Consider the following 17,109-nt stretch of genomic DNA (forward strand, 5'->3'; position numbering starts at 1 on the left):
GTAGTGGAGAATAATTGTGGCGCAATCTAATCAATCTACAGATCTTGCACTTGCTAGTGGCGGTATTGAGCAAAGCGATAGTGACGATCAACAAGAACAAAAGTCGGGCTATTTAAGTGCGTTAAGCGGTGTTGATGTATTGCGTCAAGTTACCCTTGTTATTGCACTGGCGATTTGTTTGGCAATTGCCATTTTTGTGATTATTTGGGCACGTCAGCCAGATATGCGCCCATTAGGTAAAATGCCCACCGAAGAGCTAATTCAAACGCTTGATTTTTTAGATGCGCAAAAAATAGATTATCAACTAGATGGCAATGTAGTGTCGGTTGATGAAAGCGAATACCAAAATATAAAATTACTAATGACTCGCGAAGGCTTGGATCAAGGTCCTACTTCTGGTTCAGACATAATAATGCAAGACATGGGCTTTGGTGTAAGCCAGCGCTTAGAGCGCGAGCGCCTAAAGCATGGCCGAGAGCAACAACTTGCCCGCACTATAGAAGAGCTAAATAACATCACTCGCGCCAAGGTGCTGTTAGCTATTCCAAAAGAAAACGTATTTGCCCGCAGAGAGAAAAAACCATCAGCAACGGTCGTACTTACGCTTAAACGCGGACGCTCGCTTAACAGCGAAGAAGTAGACTCTGTTGTGGATATTATAGCCTCAGCTGTGCAAGGGCTTGAGCCTGCACGTGTAACGGTTACCGATCAAAATGGCCGTTTATTAAATTCGGGCTCACAAAGCTCACTTTCTGCGCGTTCTCGTAAAGAGTACGACCTAGAGCGTAAGCGCGAGCAAGAATACCTAGAAAAAATTGATAGCATTTTAATCCCTATTGTTGGTTTGAGTAATTACACTGCGCAAGTTGATTTGAGCATGGACTTTAGCTCATTAGAAGAAACGCAAAAACGTTATAACCCAGACCTACCAGCGGTAAGAAGCGAAACCACGTTTGAGGAAAACAACATAGGCGGCTTAGCTGTGGGTATTCCTGGCGCGTTAAGTAATCAGCCTCCGGTAAATTCAGATATTCCAGAAGTAGCAGGCCAAGGCGGCGCAGGAAGTGCTACTTCACCGAGTCGTACGCATAAAGAAGCCACGCGTAACTATGAGCTCGATACTACTATTTCGCATAAGCGCCAACAAAGCGGCACGATTCGCAGAATTAGTGTATCGGTAGCGGTTGATTATTTGCCAACAGTGGGCGAAAACGGTGAAACCACCATGACCCCGCGCTCGGTTGAGGCACTGTCAAATATTCGACGTTTATTACAAGGTGGTGTTGGCTTTGATATACAGCGCGGCGATGCCCTAGAAGTAGTAACAGTTCCCTTTGTACGAGAAGCCGTAGATATGAGTTTTGAAGTACCTTTATGGGAACAAGACTGGTTTATGAAAATAGTACGCTTAGTACTGGCTGCATTGGTTATTATTGTGTTGATTATGGCTGTAGTTAAACCTATGCTAAAACGCTTAATTTACCCAGACAGCACGCTTGATGAGTACGATGAAGATGCACTTAGCTCAGGGGTTGATATTGGCGATAGTAGCTTAGATATGCTAAATAAAGACTTTGATTCTGCTTCAGTTGGCTTCTCAAGCGATGGTACACTGCAGCTACCCGATTTACATGGTGACGAAGACTTACTTAAAGCCGTTCGTGCCCTTGTAGCTAATGAACCAGAACTATCATCACAAGTAGTGAAAGCGTGGTTAACAGAAGATGACTGATCAAAACCAAAAACAACTCCCAGCAGCTTTCGATGTTGATAAGCTAGATGGCGTAGATAAAGCGGCCATACTGCTATTAAGTTTATCTGAAGAAGATGCAGCGCAAATACTCAAACATTTAGAGCCCAAACAGGTGCAAAAAGTGGGTATGGCGATGGCCGGTTTGCAGGATCTATCGCAAGCTAAAATAAGTGCGGTACATAATTTATTTATAGAACAAATTCAAAGCTTTAGTACAATTGGTTTTCAATCAGAAGACTTTATTAAAAAAGCGCTTACTGCTGCATTAGGTGAAGATAAAGCCGCTAGCTTAATTGACCAAATAGTAATGGGATCGGGCGCTAAAGGGCTAGATTCGTTAAAGTGGATGGACTCGAAACAAGTAGCTAACATTATTCGTAATGAGCATCCGCAAATTCAAACCATTGTATTATCTTATTTAGAGCCTGAGCAATCTGCCGAAATACTGGCGCAGTTTCCTGATAAAGTGCGCCTGGATTTAACCATGCGTATTGCTAACCTTGAAGAAGTGCAGCCAGCTGCCTTGCAAGAGCTTAACGAAATTATGGAAAAACAGTTTGCAGGCCAAGCGGGTGCGCAAGCTGCGAAAATGGGTGGCTTAAAAGCGGCTGCCGATATTATGAACTACCTAGATACCAACGTAGAAGGACAGTTAATGGACTCTATTCGTGAGCATGACGAAGAAATGTCGCAACAAATTCAAGATCTTATGTTTGTGTTTGAAAACTTAATGGACGTAGACGACCGTGGTATTCAAGCAATTTTACGCGAAGTACAACAAGACGTACTAATGAAAGCTATTAAAGGTACAGACGATGCGCTTAAAGAAAAAATACTCGGTAATATGTCTAAACGTGCTGCCGAAATGCTTGCCGATGACTTAGAGGCAATGGCACCAGTGCGTATTAGTGAAGTAGAAGCAGCGCAAAAAGAAATACTCTCTACGGCGCGTCGATTGTCTGACTCGGGCGAAATACAGCTTGGCAGCGGCGGCGGCGAGGAGTTTTTATAAACCATGACTAAATCGTCAATGCACAAAGGGCGTCCACTGCACGCAGATGAAGCCGATGAACTATTAAAGCACTGGGATGTTCCTGATGTAGCACCCGATGAAAAAAGCTTTGGTAATCGCTCTACTGCCTTTGGTACACCGCTTGCTGAGTTGTATCGAAAAGAAATGGCTGAAGAGTCGCTAATTGAAGAGCCGCAAGAACCTGAGTTACCTGCGCTTACTATGGCCGAACTTGAGCGCATTAGACAAGATGCGTTTGAAGAAGGTGTAAAACAAGGGCACGAGCAAGGTTACATAGATGGTTTTGATAAGGGTGTTACCGAAGGTAAAGAAGCTGGCTACAAAGAGGGCCTAGAGCTGGGAAAAACCCAAGGCCAAGAAGATGTAAAACCACTAATAGAGGAGCAGTTAACTGGCCTACGTAGTATTTTAGAGGGGTTAACCGCGCCGCTAAGTAAAGTAGATGAGCAAGCTGAAAAGCAATTAGTGCAATTAGCCGTTATGCTTGCAGAAGCTATTATTTATCAAGAAGTAAAAACCTCTCCTGATGTTATTTTACACACCCTTAAACACAGTATTGATGCGCTTAATACCGAGCAAGAAAAAGTACGCATTCATTTACACCCCGAAGATTTAGAGCTAATAAAGCAAAGTTATGGCGAGCAAACAGTGACAGATAATAACTGGCAGTTGATTGCAGAGCCAACGTTAGAGCGAGGCGGCTGCGAAGTTAAAACGGCGCAATCATCGCTTGATATGACACTTAAAACGCGTGTCAAAGAAACATTGGATAGTTTTTTGCATAGCAGTAGTATCTAACTATTTTATTGGTCTGTTATGTCTGCTTTAGATGTTTCATTAAGCGAACGCTTATCTCAATACAAACAGCATATTAAACCGCCAACACTTGCTGTAGCGGGTATTTTAACACGAGTAGTTGGCCTTACCCTTGAGGCTAAAGGCTTACGTGCGCCTGTAGGTAGCCAATGTAAAATAGAAACTATGAACGGCTTTGTTGATGCCGAAATAGTTGGTTTTAACGACCAAACCTTATATTTAATGCCAAACGATCATATATCGGGGGTGCTCCCTGGTGCTCGGGTGATCCCCCAACTTAACGACACAGGTTTACCTGTAGGCATGAGTTTGCTGGGCCGCGTAGTTGATGGCTTAGGTCGTCCTCTTGATGGTTTAGGTAAAATTAATGCCGAGCACTATCTTAAGTTTGCCCAAAAACCGATAAACCCTCTTTCAAGACGACCCATAAGCCAGCCTATGGATGTAGGTGTGCGTGCTATAAATTCAGTAATAACAGTAGGACAAGGCCAGCGAATGGGCTTGTTTGCAGGCTCGGGTGTAGGTAAGTCGGTACTGCTTGGTATGATGACTCGTGGTAGTGAAGCCGATGTTATTGTGGTGGGGCTGGTGGGCGAGCGTGGCCGCGAAGTAAAAGAATTTATTGAAGAAATACTTGGTGTTGAGGGGCGTAAACGCTCGGTGGTTGTAGCAGCACCGGCAGATTCTTCACCATTAATGCGTTTAAAAGGCTGCGAAAGTGCGGTAACAATTGCAGAGTACTTTCGCGATCAGGGATTAAACGTTTTGTTATTGCTCGATTCGGTAACGCGCTATGCCATGGCGCAGCGTGAAATAGCACTTGCAGTAGGCGAGCCACCGGCGACTAAAGGCTACCCGCCTTCGGTGTTTGCAAAACTGCCAGCGCTGGTGGAACGTGCCGGTAACGGCGGAGAAGGGCAAGGCTCTATTACTGCCTTTTTTACCGTACTAAGTGAAGGCGATGATATGCAAGACCCCATTGCCGATGCGGCGCGCGCTATACTCGACGGCCATATTGTACTTTCGCGGGAACTGGCCGACAGCGGTCATTACCCGGCAATTGATATAGAAAAATCCATTTCGCGAGTGATGCCACAAGTGGTATCTGAGACGCATATGCAACAAGCGCGAGTGCTTAAGCAGGTATATTCTATGTACCAGCAAAATAAAGACATGATCACCTTGGGTGCGTATCAAAAAGGGACAGATCAAATGCTTGATCAAGCCATAAATATGATGCCAAGAGTAAATGCCTTCTTACAGCAAGGCATGCGTGATGTAATTAGTTACGACGACGGCCTGCAAGGGCTAGCGCAGTTATTAGGGCAAGCATAATGGCTAAAAACAAACTGCATTTATTACTAAAGATTGAAAACGATAAAGAAGAAACGCTGCGGATGAGCTATTTGCAGGCGAATCAAAATTTGCAGGCAAACCAGCAAAAACTCCAAGGTTTAAATAACTTTAGATTGGAATACACCCAGCAATTACACATTAAAGGGCAGTCGGGCTTATCAAGTGCTGGGTTTAGTCAGTTTCATGCATTTATTGCTAAAATAGAAGAAGCAATTCGCCAACAAGCCAATACAGTTAACACTGCAAAACAAGTGGTTAGCCAGCGCAAAACCCTGTGGTTAAAGCAGCAAATTAAGGCTAAAGCAGTCGCTAAACTCATAGAAAAACAACAGTTAAAGGCCGATGTGCTAGTGGCTAAAAATGAGCAAAAAATGTTGGATGAATTTTCGGCTAATCAATTTTTTCAACGACACAACAATCGACTTTAGTAAGTAGCGAGTACTTTAACCGCTTTAACAAAAGCTTGTACCTTATAAACAAAGGCACGTTAATTGCTCTGTTGTTAAATGAACTATAATTTTAGGCATTATTGGGTGGTTTGTTGCCGCTTTATATTAGGTGATTTATGACGATTAATGATATTTCAATGTTAGCGGTATCTGAGCAAGACGCTTACTCTAATAAACAAACGAGTAACTCAAGACGTAATGATGACTCTGATACTGGTTTTTTTAATCAGTTAGAAGATGCCAATAAAGCGGCTTACAATAATAACAGCAAAGCTAAAGCAGGCGCTAGCAATGCTAAGGCTGAGCAGCCTGAAACACAAGACGATGCTGTTTCGGGCGATAGTATGTTGGCGCAAATAAATGCTGCGCACACTATAGACACCACAGTTAAAAAGAACGCTGATGCTAAAGCCGAGGCTTTAGATGAAGACGCTAAGCAATTAAAAGGGAAGCCTGATGATCAGCTTGCCCCTATTGTAATTGCACCGCAAAAAGGTGTGCTTAGCGATGTTGCAGCAAGCGCTGAGGCGGCAAACGAAAAGCTAATGCCCTTATCTCAAAGTATGGCCACTGCAAATAATAAAGGCGATGCAACAGCGCAAAAACAATCTGTAGATGCCGCAGTAATGAACTTGCTAAGCAAAGATAGCGAGGCAATTAAAGCAGATCCGTTACTTGCTAAACTAACACCCGAGCAGCATGAGCAATTAACTACGCAGCTGCAGGCAAGTAGCAAACCCAATGGCAACGACAACCTAGCAACGTTAAAGCAAATGCTTACTCAATATGTTGTTGAAAGTGATAAAGCAAGCGCGGCAGACACGGCTAAACAGGCCTTAAATTCTCAAATAAATGCTTTGACCACACCAGAAAAACAAGCGCTACTGAGCCAGTTAAATAGCTATATTAAAAATGAGCAGCCCCAAGGTGAGCAACTAGCAAGTATTAAGCAAACAATTGCAGATTTAAGCGCATCGATTGATAAAAAAGCATTAAACGCACTTAGCGATAAAGAACTCACTAAATCGTTAGAGTCATTGCAAAAAAATAACACTGAACAGTTATCACCCCGAGCAGCACAATTATTGACGCAAATTACCAGTACGGTAAATGGTTTAGGCCTATACGATAGTGTAGGGTATGAGCAAGCTATAATTGATATGCAAGCGTTGCAGGCTGGGCAATTACAAAGCACAGCGCAAGTTAAACAAGCAAGCTTGGACCCAGGCGTTATGCAAGCGCTTAATATTATAAAAAGTGACGCGGCAAAAATGTTGCAAGAGCGAGTGAGCTCTATGCTTAGCATAAATAATAAAGTAGCAGAAATTCGTCTCGACCCACCAGAAATGGGCAGTATGCAAATTCGCATCAGAAGCGATGCAGAGCAAGCACAAATAAACTTTGTAGTACAAAACCAGCAAGCTAAAGAAGCGCTTGAACAATCGCTTCCGCGCTTACGCGAAATGCTTGCCCAACAAGGCATAGATTTAGGCGAAAGTACTATTTCTTATGGTGAGCCTGGAGGGCAAGGAGCAGAGCAAAATGATGACAACGATAGTCGTCGTTTAGCTAATAATGAATTGACTACTGATGAAAACGATGAGCAAATTAATACACAAATGCCAAGTTCTCGACAACAAACGTCATCATCAATAGATTACTATGCCTAAGTACTGCTATTATAATAGCTAAAACAAGCAAGTACCTTTGCTAATAAAGGAAATATCATGGCTGAAGAGACTAATTTAGAAATAGAAGAAACAGGTAACAGCAAAAAGAAAATCATAGTAATTATTGCAGCTGTATTGCTTGTTATTGTTGCAGCTGTTGTTGGTTATTTTTTGCTTTCGGGCTCAGACACGCCAGCGGAAACGTTAAATGATGAAGCCGCTACAGCACAGCAAACAAGCTCTTCTACAGGCTCATCGGCCAAAATAGGCAGCGCACTTTATGTTGCAATGCCAAGACCTTTTGTATTTAACATACCGGGCTCTAGTCGCGATAGAATTGTGCAAATTAAAGTGGAATTATTAGTGCGCGGCGAAGCAAACGAAGAAACCGCTAAAAAGCATATTCCACTAATAGAAAGTACATTATTAAGTATATTTTCTATGACCACGGCTGACGAACTAAGCACCAGTGTAGGTAAAGAAAACTTACGCTTTGCAGCACTAGAAAAAGTACAAGCTAGCTTAATGGACGTTGAAGGCAGTAAAGTAATTGAGCGGGTATTATTTACCGGCTTTGTGATGCAATAAGGGGCTAGCGTGAGCGATTTATTATCCCAAGACGAAATTGATGCGTTATTGCATGGTGTTGATGACGTTGACGAGGAAGATATACCCGAAGGTGAAGACGGTGAAGGCAATACGCTTCAGTATGACTTTTCTTCGCAAGATCGGATCGTACGTGGACGAATGCCGACACTGGAAATTGTTAACGAACGCTTTGCTCGTCATATGCGAATTAGCCTATTTAACATGATGCGCCGCACCGCTGAGGTGTCTATAAATGGCGTGCAAATGATTAAGTTTGGCGAGTATGTGCATACTTTGTTTGTGCCAACTAGTTTAAATATGGTGCGTTTTAGACCTTTAAAAGGCACCGGCCTTATAACCATGGAAGCACGTTTAGTGTTTATTTTGGTTGATAACTTTTTTGGTGGTGATGGCCGCTACCATGCAAAAATTGAAGGGCGTGAATTTACCCCTACAGAGCGACGCATTGTGCAAATGTTACTAAAAATAATCTTTGAAGATTATAAAGAAGCATGGGCACCGGTAATGGATGTATCGTTTGAATACTTAGATTCTGAAGTAAACCCTGCTATGGCTAACATTGTAAGCCCAACCGAAGTGGTGGTTATTAGCTCTTTTCATATTGAATTGGATGGCGGCGGAGGGGACTTTCATATTGCTCTACCTTATTCTATGCTGGAGCCAATTAGAGAGCTGCTTGACGCGGGTGTGCAATCGGATACCGAAGACACCGATTTACGTTGGAGTAAGGCACTACGCGATGAAATAATGGACGTAGAGGTTGAGTTATCTACTCAGTTATTGGAAGTGGATTTAACGCTAAAACAAATAATGGAACTTAAAGCGGGTGATATTATTCCGGTAGAAATGCCTGAGCATATAACTGTATTTGTTGAAGAGTTACCGACATTTAGAGCTAAAATGGGCCGCTCACGCGATAGTGTTGCGCTGCAAATTAGTGAAAAAATTAAACGACCTGATTCAGTTAAATCTGAGCTGCATGTATTTACCAAAGGCGGCAAGAAAATTGATTCAGATGCAGAATTAGCAGAACTAGAAGATGATTTACACCTCTCTGACGGTGTAGACTTAGACTGGTAATTGATTAAAAGGTTAAACGTATGAGCGATGATCAAGACACTATGGATGAATGGGCAGCAGCTTTAGCCGAAGCTGAGGGCACTGATGACAGTGGCCAAGCAAAAGTAACTGAACTCGATGAATTAAGCGATGCAAAACACGAGATCAGTGGCGATGAAAAGCGCAAGCTCGATACAATTTTAGATATACCTGTGACTATTTCTATGGAAGTAGGGCGCTCTAAAATTAATATTCGTAACTTATTACAATTAAACCAAGGCTCGGTGGTAGAGCTTGACCGTGTTGCAGGTGAGCCGTTAGATGTACTGGTTAATGGTACTTTAATTGCCCATGGCGAAGTGGTGGTAGTAAACGATAAGTTTGGTATTCGTTTAACCGACGTAATTAGCCAAGTAGAACGGATCAAAAAATTACGATGAGTATGGTTGTTGCTTTAACCAGCTCGGTATTTACAAAAGCAGAGCAGGTAACACCCACAGGCGATATTCTCTCTATGGTGTTATCGCTTGTTATGGTGCTGGTGCTAATTATAGTACTGGCATTTTTTGTAAAAAAGTTTAATCCAAATTTAGCAAATAGTGATGAATTTAAAGTAGTGCGTAGTTTACCGCTTGGTTCGCGTGAGCGTTTAATGGTGGTAGAAATAGACAACGCACAACATTTGTTAGGGGTTACCCCGCACAGCATTAACTATTTACATAAATTAGATACACCTTTGAGTGAAAAAGAGCTACCAGAATTAGCAAAACGCTTTAGTAAGCTTTTAAATCCACAAGCAAATCAAAATAAAAAGAATTAAAATTATGACTAAATGCCTGCTTCTTATTTTTGTCATGCTGTTTGTACCAAATGTAAGTGCAGAAGGAATAGACGCACTAACCATTACCACAAATGCAGATGGCACCCAAGATTACTCGGTAACGCTGCAAGTATTGGCTATTATGACCGCGCTGAGCTTTATTCCGGCGGCTATAATCATGATGACCTCGTTTACCCGTATTATTGTAGTGCTGGCTATTTTACGCCAAGCCATAGGTTTACAACAAACCCCTTCAAATCAAGTATTGCTAGGCATGTCTTTATTTTTAAGTATTTTTATTATGGCGCCTATTTATCAGCAAGTGAACGAGCGCGCTATAGAGCCCTACCTAAGCGAGCAAGTCACTTCAATGGAAGCATTGGAGCTAGCAAAAGAGCCAATGAAAGCCTTTATGCTGTCGCAGGTGCGTATTAAAGATTTAGAAACCTTTGCCAAAATAGCAGGATACGATCAGTTAGACTCGCCAGAGGCCACGCCGTTAATTGTACTTATTCCGGCGTTTGTAACCAGTGAGCTGCAAACGGCCTTTATTATTGGTTTTATGTTTTTTATTCCTTTTTTAATCGTGGATTTAGTGGTGGCGTCGGTATTAATGGCCATGGGTATGATGATGTTATCGCCAATGATAGTGTCTTTGCCGTTTAAAATAATGCTGTTTGTGTTGGTTGATGGCTGGAGCTTAGTGATGGGAACCTTGGCAAAAAGCTTTGGTTTAGGCACATGACCTTACTTAACACTAAGCGAATTACGCACTAGGAGTACGCCGTGGAACCAGAAGTATTTGTTGATATTTTAAGTAGCGCGCTGTTTTTAGTAATTAAATTGGTTTCTGCTATTGTAGTGCCGGGCTTAATTGTGGGCTTAGTGGTTGCCGTGTTTCAGGCTGCAACTTCAATTAACGAGCAAACGTTGAGTTTTTTACCACGCTTACTTATTACTATAAGTGCGCTTATTGTTGGCGGCCACTGGTTTACCCAAGAGTTAATGGACTTTTTTACCCGCCTAGTATTACTTATTCCTGAAATTGCAGGCTAGGTATGGAATTACCGTTTGCTGTCGTTATTCAATGGTTGAGTGACTTTTTACTGCCGTTAGTGCGCATTAGCTCAATGATTATGGTAATGGCTGGCCTTGGCGCTAAAAACGTACCTACTCGTATAAAAATGGGCTTAGCAATTGTTGTTACCTTTGTTGCTGTGCCTATGCTGCCGCCTGCTACCTTTACTAATTTGTTTTCGTTTGAAATGATTTTAGTGGTTATTCAGCAAATGCTAATAGGCATTGCGATTGGCTTTGCATCTACCTTATTGTTAAATACCTTTGTGTTAGCTGGGCAAATATTGGCTATGCAAACGGGTCTTGGTTTTGCCTCTGTGGTTGACCCCTCTAATGGTTTAAGTGTGCCTGCAGTAGGGCAGTTTTATCTTATTTTAGCGACCTTATTATTTTTTGTATTTAATGGTCACCTAATGATGATTCAAATGGTGATACATAGCTTTGAAGTGCTGCCTATTGACGGTAATTGGTGGTCGGTGGATCATTACTGGGACATAGTAACCTGGGGTGGCTGGATGTTTACCACGGCGCTTGTGCTCTCACTTGCACCGCTTACCGCTATGCTGGTAATTAATATGTCGTTTGGCATTATGACCCGCGCCGCGCCGCAGCTTAATATTTTCTCTATTGGTTTTCCGTTTACTTTAGTTGCAGGGCTTATCATTATTTGGGCGACCTTAGGTAACTTTGTATCGCAGTTTGAGTTTCAGTGGCTAAAAATGGTCGAGTTAATGTGCTCATTAGTGGGCTGCTCGCCTTAGGAGGTTATTGTGTCTGAAGATTCTGGACAAGAAAAAACCGAAGAACCCACATCCAAAAAAGTAGAGGATGCCAAAAAGAAAGGCCAAATAGCGCGATCCAAAGAGTTGGGCACTATGTTTGTGCTTATCTTTTCGGCTATTTCGTTGCTCATGTACGGCCCCGAAATTGGTAAAGGTTTGTATAACGTAATGGGTAGAATGCTTAGCCTTAACCGTAACGAAACCTACGACACCACCAAAATGTTTGCCGTATGGGGCGAAGTGGCCGATGCGCTGATGTTCCCTATGGCAATGTTTGTATTTATTATTGTATTAGCTGCTTTTATTGGTAACACCATGTTAGGTGGCTTTAATTTTAGTTGGCAAGCTGCTGCGCCTAAAGCTAGTAAAATGTCGCCCGCTAAAGGCTTTAAACGTATGTTTGGCCCCCAAGCTGGGGTGGAGCTGTTAAAGTCGCTGTTAAAATTTGGTTTAGTTGCCAGTTTTGCAGTGTTTTTAATTAATACCTTTTTTGATGAAATACTGCACTTAAGTGTAGAAAGCGCCCCAGGTAATATTATTCATGCCTTAGAAATATTGGCTTGGATGTTTTTAGGCTTGTCTTGTACCTTAATTATTATTGCTGCGATTGATGCGCCATTTCAAAGTTATAATCACAATAAACAACTTAAAATGACCCTTCAAGAAGTAAAAGACGAGTATAAAAACTCAGAGGGTGACCCGCAAATAAAAGCGCGCATAAGGCAAACCCAGCGGCAAATGTCGCAAAAACGTATGATGCAAGATGTGCCCGATGCCGATGTTATTGTAACTAACCCTACCCATTACTCTGTGGCTTTAAAGTACGACACCGAACGCGCCGGAGCACCTATAGTAGTTGCCAAAGGAATTGATGAAATGGCAATGCAAATTCGTAAAATAGCGATTGGTAATGAAGTGCCTATTTTAGAATCGCCGTCGCTTACTCGAGCGCTTTATCATACTGCAGAAGTGGGGGAGCAAATTCCGGATCAGTTATTTACCGCAGTTGCGCAAGTATTAGCTTATGTGTTTCAGCTTAAGCGCTTTAATAAAGGGCGCGGAAAACGCCCCACCAAACTTAATAAAAAACTGCCTATTCCTGACGATTATCAGTATTAATTTAAATAACCTATAACTTGGAATAGTTATTGCAATTTCAAAGTAGTGTCAATTTTTTGAAATTGTAGGGTTATGGGATTTAAAGCGGTATTACAACAACTTAACAAAGATAAAAAAGAGTATGCCAAAGGCGTAGGTACACCATTAATGGTACTAGCTGCGCTGGGTATGGTCATTTTACCTCTTCCTCCGTTCCTGCTTGATATATTATTTTCTTTTAATATTGCCCTTGCTTTGGTGGTGTTACTGGTAACTGTATACACCATGAAACCACTTGAGTTTGGTATGTTTCCGGCTGTGTTACTAATCGCCACTATTATGCGTTTGGCACTTAACGTTGCCAGCACCCGAGTAGTATTACTTGAGGGCCACAATGGTGGTGATGCTGCCGGTAAAGTAATTGAAGCCTTTGGCTCTGTGGTTATTGGTGGTAACTATGCAGTAGGTTTAGTGGTGTTTTTAATCTTGATCATCATAAACTTTGTGGTAATTACTAAAGGTGCTGGGCGTATTTCTGAAGTGTCGGCGCGTTTTACCCTAGACGCTATGCCGGGTAAACAAATGGCAATTGATGCTGACATGAATGCGGGTTTTATTAGCGCTGAGCAAGCCCGAGAGCGCCGCGAAGAAGTAACCCGCGAAGCCGACTTTTATGGTTCTATGGATGGTGCCAGTAAATTTGTAAAAGGCGATGCTATTGCCGGTATTGTTATATTAATTATTAATATTGTTGGTGGCTTATTTGTTGGCATGATCCAACACGATTTAAGCTTTGGCAATGCCATGGAAATTTATACCTTGCTCACCATAGGTGATGGCTTGGTTGCGCAACTCCCTTCATTATTACTCTCTATTGGTACTGCTATTGTTGTAACGCGTCAAAATGAGTCGCACAACATGGGCGATCAATTTAAGAAACAACTCGGTAACGAAAAGTCGTTATTTATTGCTTCAGGCATTTTAATTATTATGGGCTTAGTACCTGGTATGCCGCACGTAGCGTTTTTAAGCTTGGGCGCACTATTAGGTTATTTAGCTTACTACACTCAACAAAATAAATTAAAAGCGGCAGCAGCACTTGCTGAGGAAACCGCTAATGGCAGCGCAGTAGGTACAGGCATTGCCAATAAGCAAGAACAAAAAGAGTTAGGCTGGGACGATGTGCAGCAAGTTGATGTAATTGGTTTAGAGGTAGGTTACCGACTTATTCCATTGGTTGATCAATCCCAAGGTGGTGAATTGCTAAACCGTATTAAAGGCGTGCGTAAAAAGCTCTCTCAAGAATTAGGCTTTTTAGTGCCCCCGGTACATATACGCGACAACTTAGAGCTAGACCCAAATGCATACCGAATTACCTTAATGGGCGTATCAAGTGGCGAAGGCGAACTAAAACACGGCGACGAATTGGCAATTAATCCGGGGCAAGTATTTGGTCCTATAAAAGGGATTGAAACTAAAGATCCGGCTTTTGGTTTGGATGCGGTGTGGATCAAGCCTGATCAAAAAGATGAAGCGCAATCGCTTGGTTATACCGTGGTTGATTCGGCGACTGTGGTTGCCACTCATATTAGCCAATTACTCACCAATAATGCGGCGTTATTATTAGGCCACGAAGAAGTACAAAATCTATTAGATATGCTAGCAAAAAGTCACCCAAGGTTAGTAGAAGGCTTGGTGCCTGATGTATTGCCATTAACTACCATAGTTAAAGTTTTACAAAATTTATTAAACGAAGGTGTAGCTATTCGCGATATGCGCTCAATAGTACAAACCCTTGTAGAGTATGGCCCGCGTAGCCAAGATCCAGATGTTTTAACCGCTGCGGTACGTATTTCACTGCGTCGATTAATAGTTCAAGATGCAGTGGGCATGTCTTCAGAAATCCCTGTCATAACCTTGGCGCCTGAGTTGGAACAGATGTTGCATCAGTCATTACAAAATGCAGGCGACGAAGGTGCCGGAATAGAGCCAGGACTTGCAGAGCGACTTCAAGTGTCATTAAACGAAGCGCATCAAAATCAAGAAATGGCCGGTGAACCTTCAATACTGTTAACGTCAGGAATGTTACGCACTGTGTTATCTCGTTTTGTTAAGTACACCATTCCAGGATTGCGAGTGATGTCTTATCAAGAGATACCAGACGAAAGGCAGATCAAGATTGTTAGCTCAGTAGGCCAACAATAAGATTTTAAAGGGGTTGAACCATGAAGATTAAACGTTTTTTTGCTAAAGATATGCGCACAGCACTTAAAGAAGTTAAAGATGAGCTAGGTGTTGATGCGGTTATTATGTCTAATAAAAAACTCGCAAACGGCGTAGAAATTGTCGCAGCGGTTGATTATGACAAAGCAGCCCCTAAAGCCGCCGCGCCACAACAAAGTGCGCCGCTGCAGCAGCGTACGGCACATTCTGCCCACTCGCAAAGCATGCATAACTTTGTAAAACCAGAGCCACAGCGTGCTAGACCTGAGCCACAAGCAAAGGTAGCCGACAGCTTACAAGCACTATTAGAGCGCCAGTCGCCGCGTCCACGTTCAGCAGAATTGGCTTCAATGTTTTCGCAATCAGGTATAGATACCTCAGAACATTATCAAGAGCCGGTCGCTAAACAACGCCCTACAAATATGTTTGCGCGTGAAGAAGCCGCGCAAGCACGCCCACAAACGCAAGCTGACAGCTTAGGTTTTGATGACCTAGACCGTGATTTTGATGAATTAGACACGCCAGTTGCGCAAACACACACGACTAAAAATACCGAAAGTGAAGCAATGAGCACAATGCGTGAAGAAATGAACGCAATTCGCCAGTTATTAGAGCACCAAGTGTCGGGTTTAATGCAGCAAGATATGGCGCGCCGTGACCCAACGCGCGCATGCATGATTGACCGCTTAGTAGGCATGGGAATCGATAAAGAAGTTGCTGAGCAAATGGCTTGTTTTGTACCTGAAGATGTTCCGCGTCAGCAGGGCTGGAAAGCGCTGTTAACTATGGTTGAAGATCAGATGCAAACCACGAATAACGAAATTTTGCGCCAAGGTGGTGTTTACGCATTAGTTGGCCCAACCGGTGTGGGTAAAACCACTACAGTGGCTAAGCTCGCGGCATTAGGTGCACAAAAATATGGTGCTGATAAAGTAGCGCTAATTACTACCGATACTTACAGAATTGGTGCTTACGAGCAGCTTGCAACATATGGCCGTATTATAGGCTGTGGGGTTAAACAAGTTAAAGATGCGAACGAACTGGCCGAAGTGTTATATCATTTACGTAACAAGCGCTTAGTACTTATAGACACTGCAGGTATGAGCCAACGTGATTTACGTTTAACTGAGCAGTTAAATACCTTAATGCGTAATCAGCGTGTGGATATTCGTAATTACTTAGTATTAAGTGCCACTGCGCAAATAAATGTGTTACAAGAAACCGTAAGACACTTTAAAAAAGTACAGTTAAGCGGTTGTATTTTCACTAAACTCGACGAATCATTAAGTTTAGGCGAGATAATTAGTATTGCGATTCAAAATCGCCTGCCAATAGGGTATCTTACTAATGGTCAACGAGTACCTGAAGATATTCGAGTTGCAAATGCAGAAAAACTAGTGAAAAAAGCTGAGCAATTATATTTAAAGAGAACAAAAGTACAACATTCACGACACCAATCAGTGGCGTCGAGCACAGTAGAGATGTATGATTAACACAGTATTAGATCAAGCAAGCGGCCTGCGTAAAATGAGCAAAAATAATAATAACGGCGTTAAGGTTATCGCCGTCACTGGCGGTAAAGGTGGCGTTGGAAAAACAAATGTATCGTTAAATACTGCGATCGCTTTAGGTCAGCAAGGCAATAGAGTGTTAGTGCTTGATGCCGATTTGGGTTTAGCCAATTGTGATGTAATGCTTGGACTACGTGTTGAGCGTAATTTATCGCATGTGTTATCTGGCGAATGTGAGCTTGATGAAATACTAGTAGAAGGCCCCGCTGGGATCAAAATAGTACCAGCGACGTCGGGTTCACAAAGTATGGTTGAGTTGTCGCCTGCAGAACATGCTGGGCTTATTCGTGCTTTTAGCGAACTCAATACTGATTTTGATATATTAGTTGTTGATACCGCTGCCGGTATATCGGATATGGTGCTGAGTTTTTCTCGCGCTGCACAAGATGTTTTGGTTGTGGTATGTGACGAGCCAACTTCAATAACCGATGCCTATGCACTGATCAAAGTATTAAGCCGCGAACATGGCGTGTATAAATTTAAAATTGTTGCCAACATGGTGCGTTCATTACGCGAAGGGCAAGAGTTATTTGCAAAGCTATCAAAGGTTACAGACCGATTTTTAGATATATCAATGGAGCTGGTTGCAACCGTTCCTTATGATGAAAATATGCGCAAAGCAACACGTCGTCAAAAAGTAATTGTTGAACTGTTTCCTAGTTCTCCAGCTGCACTTGCCTTTAAAACATTAGCAACAAGAATAACAAAGTGGCCAATACCGAACCAGCCTTCGGGGCATTTAGAATTTTTCATTGAGAAACTCGTTAACGGCTAACTATGACTACATTGGTGA

The 17,109-nt window shown here is 42.4% G+C and carries 17 protein-coding genes; all 17 read left to right on the forward strand.

The genetic code is table 11. The features are described 5' to 3' along the window. Positions 1-16 precede the first annotated feature (16 nt). The 17 genes from fliF to AAEZ18_RS01190 all read left to right on the forward strand — a co-directional run bounded on the left by fliF (position 17) and on the right by AAEZ18_RS01190 (position 17,091). A complete protein-coding gene (gene fliF / locus AAEZ18_RS01110; RefSeq protein ID WP_350594230.1) occupies positions 17-1,732 on the forward strand; it encodes a flagellar basal-body MS-ring/collar protein FliF in 1,716 nt (571 codons plus the stop codon). Further along, the gene (gene fliG / locus AAEZ18_RS01115; RefSeq protein WP_193038476.1) at positions 1,725-2,765 is read left to right on the forward strand and encodes a flagellar motor switch protein FliG; all 1,041 of its coding nucleotides are present in this window, start codon (positions 1,725-1,727) and stop codon (positions 2,763-2,765) included. The genes fliF and fliG overlap by 8 nt, the downstream gene beginning before the upstream one ends. A 3-nt stretch (positions 2,766-2,768) precedes the next feature. Beyond that, a complete protein-coding gene (fliH, locus tag AAEZ18_RS01120; protein WP_226898005.1) occupies positions 2,769-3,584 on the forward strand; it encodes a flagellar assembly protein FliH in 816 nt (271 codons plus the stop codon). An 18-nt stretch (positions 3,585-3,602) separates the two neighbouring features. Then, positions 3,603-4,937, forward strand: coding sequence for a flagellar protein export ATPase FliI (fliI, locus tag AAEZ18_RS01125; protein ID WP_011327488.1), 1,335 nt, complete (start codon positions 3,603-3,605; stop codon positions 4,935-4,937). Continuing rightward, positions 4,937-5,386: a flagellar export protein FliJ gene (gene fliJ / locus AAEZ18_RS01130; RefSeq protein WP_041454359.1), complete on the forward strand. Its 450-nt coding sequence runs from the start codon at positions 4,937-4,939 to the stop codon at positions 5,384-5,386. Before fliI ends, fliJ begins: the two co-directional genes overlap by 1 nt. Before the next feature lie 137 nt (positions 5,387-5,523). Then, the gene (locus AAEZ18_RS01135; protein ID WP_350594228.1) at positions 5,524-7,077 is read left to right on the forward strand and encodes a flagellar hook-length control protein FliK; all 1,554 of its coding nucleotides are present in this window, start codon (positions 5,524-5,526) and stop codon (positions 7,075-7,077) included. A gap of 57 nt (positions 7,078-7,134) precedes the next feature. Next, positions 7,135-7,665, forward strand: a complete 531-nt coding sequence (gene fliL / locus AAEZ18_RS01140) for a flagellar basal body-associated protein FliL (protein WP_350594226.1) — start codon at positions 7,135-7,137, stop codon at positions 7,663-7,665. A 9-nt stretch (positions 7,666-7,674) separates the two neighbouring features. Continuing rightward, positions 7,675-8,766 (forward strand): flagellar motor switch protein FliM, encoded by a 1,092-nt coding sequence (fliM, locus tag AAEZ18_RS01145; protein WP_011327492.1) that lies wholly within the window; start codon positions 7,675-7,677, stop codon positions 8,764-8,766. Between the two features lie 20 nt (positions 8,767-8,786). Next, positions 8,787-9,185: a flagellar motor switch protein FliN gene (gene fliN, locus AAEZ18_RS01150; RefSeq protein ID WP_011327493.1), complete on the forward strand. Its 399-nt coding sequence runs from the start codon at positions 8,787-8,789 to the stop codon at positions 9,183-9,185. Continuing rightward, positions 9,182-9,565: a flagellar biosynthetic protein FliO gene (fliO, locus tag AAEZ18_RS01155; protein WP_041454360.1), complete on the forward strand. Its 384-nt coding sequence runs from the start codon at positions 9,182-9,184 to the stop codon at positions 9,563-9,565. The genes fliN and fliO overlap by 4 nt, the downstream gene beginning before the upstream one ends. Before the next feature lie 4 nt (positions 9,566-9,569). Further along, positions 9,570-10,310 (forward strand): flagellar type III secretion system pore protein FliP, encoded by a 741-nt coding sequence (fliP, locus tag AAEZ18_RS01160; protein WP_089367877.1) that lies wholly within the window; start codon positions 9,570-9,572, stop codon positions 10,308-10,310. Between the two features lie 41 nt (positions 10,311-10,351). Then, positions 10,352-10,621: a flagellar biosynthesis protein FliQ gene (gene fliQ / locus AAEZ18_RS01165; RefSeq protein WP_011327496.1), complete on the forward strand. Its 270-nt coding sequence runs from the start codon at positions 10,352-10,354 to the stop codon at positions 10,619-10,621. Between the two features lie 2 nt (positions 10,622-10,623). Beyond that, positions 10,624-11,403, forward strand: coding sequence for a flagellar biosynthetic protein FliR (fliR, locus tag AAEZ18_RS01170; RefSeq protein WP_058372791.1), 780 nt, complete (start codon positions 10,624-10,626; stop codon positions 11,401-11,403). Positions 11,404-11,412: 9 nt separating this feature from the next. Further along, complete coding sequence (gene flhB / locus AAEZ18_RS01175) at positions 11,413-12,543, forward strand: flagellar biosynthesis protein FlhB (protein WP_089367878.1); 1,131 nt, start codon at positions 11,413-11,415, stop codon at positions 12,541-12,543. Between the two features lie 72 nt (positions 12,544-12,615). Continuing rightward, the gene (gene flhA / locus AAEZ18_RS01180; RefSeq protein WP_058372793.1) at positions 12,616-14,727 is read left to right on the forward strand and encodes a flagellar biosynthesis protein FlhA; all 2,112 of its coding nucleotides are present in this window, start codon (positions 12,616-12,618) and stop codon (positions 14,725-14,727) included. A gap of 20 nt (positions 14,728-14,747) precedes the next feature. Then, a complete protein-coding gene (gene flhF, locus AAEZ18_RS01185; protein WP_193038479.1) occupies positions 14,748-16,238 on the forward strand; it encodes a flagellar biosynthesis GTPase FlhF in 1,491 nt (496 codons plus the stop codon). Then, positions 16,231-17,091 (forward strand): MinD/ParA family ATP-binding protein, encoded by an 861-nt coding sequence (locus AAEZ18_RS01190; RefSeq protein WP_011327501.1) that lies wholly within the window; start codon positions 16,231-16,233, stop codon positions 17,089-17,091. The genes flhF and AAEZ18_RS01190 overlap by 8 nt, the downstream gene beginning before the upstream one ends. Positions 17,092-17,109: the final 18 nt, after the last annotated feature.

Origin of the sequence: Pseudoalteromonas sp. 19-MNA-CIBAN-0066 (assembly GCF_040308705.1) — a bacterium.
In the GTDB taxonomy this organism is placed as follows: Bacteria; Pseudomonadota; Gammaproteobacteria; order Enterobacterales; family Alteromonadaceae; genus Pseudoalteromonas; species Pseudoalteromonas nigrifaciens.

What these genes read in the sequence shown, in the direction of transcription:
- flhF (WP_193038479.1), top strand. Translation starts at nt 14,748, where the DNA reads ATGAAGATTAAACGTTTTTTTGCTAAAGATATGCGCACAGCACTTAAA.
- fliL (WP_350594226.1), top strand. Translation starts at nt 7,135, where the DNA reads ATGGCTGAAGAGACTAATTTAGAAATAGAAGAAACAGGTAACAGCAAA.
- fliN (WP_011327493.1), top strand. Translation starts at nt 8,787, where the DNA reads ATGAGCGATGATCAAGACACTATGGATGAATGGGCAGCAGCTTTAGCC.
- fliI (WP_011327488.1), top strand. Translation starts at nt 3,603, where the DNA reads ATGTCTGCTTTAGATGTTTCATTAAGCGAACGCTTATCTCAATACAAA.
- fliO (WP_041454360.1), top strand. Translation starts at nt 9,182, where the DNA reads ATGAGTATGGTTGTTGCTTTAACCAGCTCGGTATTTACAAAAGCAGAG.
- fliJ (WP_041454359.1), top strand. Translation starts at nt 4,937, where the DNA reads ATGGCTAAAAACAAACTGCATTTATTACTAAAGATTGAAAACGATAAA.
- fliH (WP_226898005.1), top strand. Translation starts at nt 2,769, where the DNA reads ATGACTAAATCGTCAATGCACAAAGGGCGTCCACTGCACGCAGATGAA.
- fliP (WP_089367877.1), top strand. Translation starts at nt 9,570, where the DNA reads ATGACTAAATGCCTGCTTCTTATTTTTGTCATGCTGTTTGTACCAAAT.
- AAEZ18_RS01135 (WP_350594228.1), top strand. Translation starts at nt 5,524, where the DNA reads ATGACGATTAATGATATTTCAATGTTAGCGGTATCTGAGCAAGACGCT.
- fliR (WP_058372791.1), top strand. Translation starts at nt 10,624, where the DNA reads ATGGAATTACCGTTTGCTGTCGTTATTCAATGGTTGAGTGACTTTTTA.
- AAEZ18_RS01190 (WP_011327501.1), top strand. Translation starts at nt 16,231, where the DNA reads ATGATTAACACAGTATTAGATCAAGCAAGCGGCCTGCGTAAAATGAGC.
- fliG (WP_193038476.1), top strand. Translation starts at nt 1,725, where the DNA reads ATGACTGATCAAAACCAAAAACAACTCCCAGCAGCTTTCGATGTTGAT.
- flhA (WP_058372793.1), top strand. Translation starts at nt 12,616, where the DNA reads ATGGGATTTAAAGCGGTATTACAACAACTTAACAAAGATAAAAAAGAG.